Below are 3,052 nucleotides of genomic sequence, written 5' to 3'. Positions count from 1 at the left end.
CGGGGCGCAGCGAAGCTGCGAACCCGGAATCCAGCGGGAAGCTCCGCAGTCCGGGTTGGATTCCGGGTTCGGCGCTGCGCGCCGCCCCGGAATGACCGTCAAAGCAACCAGGCGGATGCCGTTCGAGCGGAGCGACGGCGCTCCCACCGTCGCCCGTCATCCCCCGAAAAAGAAAAACGGCCGGGGCCTTTCGGTCCCGGCCGTCGGTCGGCCGCATCTCCGGGGGAGAACCGGGCGATTTACTGGGCGTACCAGCCGCCGTCCATGTTGATGGCGGCGCCGCGCAGCTGCGAGGCGGCGTCCGAGCACATGAACACGGCGAGCTCGCCGAGCTGATCCGGGGTGACGAACTGCTTGGAGGGCTGCTTCTCGGTCAGCAGGCGGCGGCCCGCCTCCTCGTTGCTGATGCTCTCGCGCTCGGCCCAGGCGTCGATCTGCTTCTGCACGAGAGGCGTGAGCACCCAGCCGGGGCAGATGGCATTGCAGGTGATGCCGGTCTCGGCGTTCTCCAGCGCCACCACCTTGGTGAGGCCGACGAGGCCGTGCTTGGCCGACACATAGGCTGCCTTGTTGACCGAGGCGACGAGGCCGTGCACCGAGGCGATGTTGATGATGCGGCCCCAGTTGCGCTGCTTCATCTGCGGCACCACCGCCTTGATGGCGTAGAAGGCGGCCGACAGGTTGATCGACAGCACGAGCTCCCACTTGTCGTCCGGGAAGTCCTGGACGGGCGACACCACCTGGATGCCGGCATTGTTGACCAGGATGTCGACCTTGCCGAGCTCCTTGGTGGCGCTCTCGATCAGGCCCTTGGTCTCGGCCGGCTTGGAGAGGTCGGCGCCGCTGTAGGCGGTCTTGACGCCGAACTCCTTGGCGATGCCGGTCTTGATCTTCTCGATCTCGGCGGGATCGCCGAAGCCGTTGAGCATGATGTCGGCGCCCTTGGCGGCGAGTGCCCGGGCGACGCCCAGGCCGATGCCGCTGGTCGAGCCGGTCACGACGGCGACTTTACCCTTCAACATGAGACTCTCCTCGGGTCTTGATGTCTCGACGGCGGCGAGGCCGCCTGCGACCGTCCCGGTCATCGCGCGACGCGGCGCCACGAGGCCGGAGCGGAGATAGCGAAGGCCGGGCGGCCGGAGCCGCCCGGCGGTGCCGGGCTCAGACGAGGCCGGTCAGATAGTACAACCCGATGACCACGAACACACTGGTCGTCTTGATCACCGTGATGGCGAAGATGTCCTTGTAGGACTGTCGGTGGGTCAGGCCGGTGACGTTGAGCAGCGTGATCACGGCGCCGTTGTGGGGCAGCGTGTCCATGCCGCCGGACGCCATCGAGGCCACCCGGTGCAGCACCTCCAGCGGGATGTGGGCGGCGTTCGCCATGGCGACGAACTGGTCGGCCATCGCGGCGAGCGCGATCGACATGCCGCCCGAGGCCGAGCCGGTGATGCCGGCCAGCACCGTCACCGAGATGGCGATGTTGACGAGCGGGTTGGGGATCGCCGTGAGGGCGTCGCGGATGAAGATGAAGCCCGGCAGCGCGGCGATGACGGCACCGAAGCCGTATTCCGACGCGGTGTTGAGCGAGGCGAGCAGCGAGCCGGCGACGGCCTGCTGGCTGCCGGCCGCGAAGCGCGACGCGATCGCCTTCCAGCCGAAGATCACGACGAACACGATGCCGAGGATCAGGGCGCCTTCGACGGCCCAGATGGCGGCGACCGACGACGTCTGCTGGATCACCTTCGAGCCGCCCGGAATGAGCGACACCTCGACGGTGGCCGGATAGAAGCGCTTGATCAGGTCGGTGAAGATGAAGTTCATCACCAGCACGAGGACGAGGGGCGTCATCGCGAGGACCGGGTTCGGCAGCTTGTCGGTGCTGATCGGCTCCGGCTCGTTGATGTGGCCGGTGCCGTAGCCTTCGCCCGCCTTGAGGGCGACGCGGCGGCGCCATTCGAGATAGAGCAGGCCGACCGCCAGAATGAACAGGCCGCCGAAGGTGCCGAGGATCGGCGCCGCCCAGGTGGTCGTCTTGAAGAAGGTGGTCGGGATGATGTTCTGGATTTGCGGCGTGCCGGGGAACGAATCCATGGTCGCCGTGAAGGCGCCGAGCGCGATGGTGCCGGGGATCAGGCGTTTCGGAATGTCGCTCTGGCGGAACATCTCGGCCGCGAACGGATAGACCGCGAACACCACGACGAACAGCGAGACGCCGCCATAGGTGAGCAGGCAGCACACCGCGACGATCGACACCATGGCGCGCTCGCGGCCGATCAGGCCGATCACGGCGGTGACGATCGAGCGCGAGAAGCCGGACAGCTCGATCACCTTGCCGAACACGGCGCCGAGCAGGAACACCGGGAAGTACAGCTTCACGAAGACGACCATGCGCTCCATGAAGAGACCGGTGAAGATCGGCGGGACGGCGGCCGGGTCGGTGAGCAGCACGGCACCCATTGCTGCAATGGGCGCGAACAGGATGACGCTGTAGCCCCGATAGGCGACGAACATCAGGAAGCCGAGCGCAGCGAGACAGATCAGAAAACTCATGGGCAGGCACTCCCAAGGTATTGGGGACGTTCTGGCGCTCGTGGAGGTTCTACTACTTCAGGACGGCGCCTCGACTGTCATTGGCAGGCAGATTTACTTAGCGTCGTGCGCTCTTTATTGTATTGGCGAGAAGAGGCAGAGCTTGCGGCGCGTACCCCGCCTGTAGGCGCGCCCCCGTCCAGCGACGTTGACTTTTGTCAAACGGCTCGGACCGCTAGGTATTAGGCCTATTACGCGCCACTACGACTTGGCTTTTTATTTCAAACGATTGCCGCGCCGCACCAAGGTTGTGCGGCACCGGCCGCTCTTCGTCTGATAGCGGACAAAGAAACACCGTTGCGCGAGCGCCCGCATTGAGGGCAATTTTTCTCTATTGTGACAATCGTTCGATCGTCCTCGCAATCCGGCCGCGCGACGACGCCACCCGAGCCGCGCCTCCGGGTGCGTCCGACACGTTCTTCTTGAAAGAGAATCGAGTGCAGTCTTAGAGCCGATCCAA

Annotated in this window: 2 protein-coding genes; both read right to left on the bottom strand. The window is 65.5% G+C overall.

Annotation, left to right across the window (positions count from 1 at the left end; all coding sequences use genetic code 11):
• Positions 1 to 239: 239 nt before the first annotated feature.
• Positions 240 to 1,022 carry a 3-hydroxybutyrate dehydrogenase gene (locus tag ABTU92_RS28345; protein WP_408094920.1) on the bottom strand — a complete coding sequence of 261 codons (783 nt, stop codon included), beginning with the start codon at positions 1,020 to 1,022 and terminating at the stop codon, positions 240 to 242.
• A 139-nt stretch (positions 1,023 to 1,161) separates the two neighbouring features.
• Positions 1,162 to 2,553 (bottom strand): GntP family permease, encoded by a 1,392-nt coding sequence (locus ABTU92_RS28340; RefSeq protein ID WP_408094919.1) that lies wholly within the window; start codon positions 2,551 to 2,553, stop codon positions 1,162 to 1,164.
• Positions 2,554 to 3,052: the final 499 nt, after the last annotated feature.

Source organism: Rhodoplanes sp. SY1, assembly GCF_046000175.1.
Classification (GTDB): Bacteria; Pseudomonadota; Alphaproteobacteria; order Rhizobiales; family Xanthobacteraceae; genus Rhodoplanes.
This window is presented reverse-complemented; position numbering and strand designations above follow the sequence as displayed.

What these genes read in the sequence shown, in the direction of transcription:
- ABTU92_RS28345 (WP_408094920.1), bottom strand. Translation starts at nt 1,022, where the DNA reads ATGTTGAAGGGTAAAGTCGCCGTCGTGACCGGCTCGACCAGCGGCATC.
- ABTU92_RS28340 (WP_408094919.1), bottom strand. Translation starts at nt 2,553, where the DNA reads ATGAGTTTTCTGATCTGTCTCGCTGCGCTCGGCTTCCTGATGTTCGTC.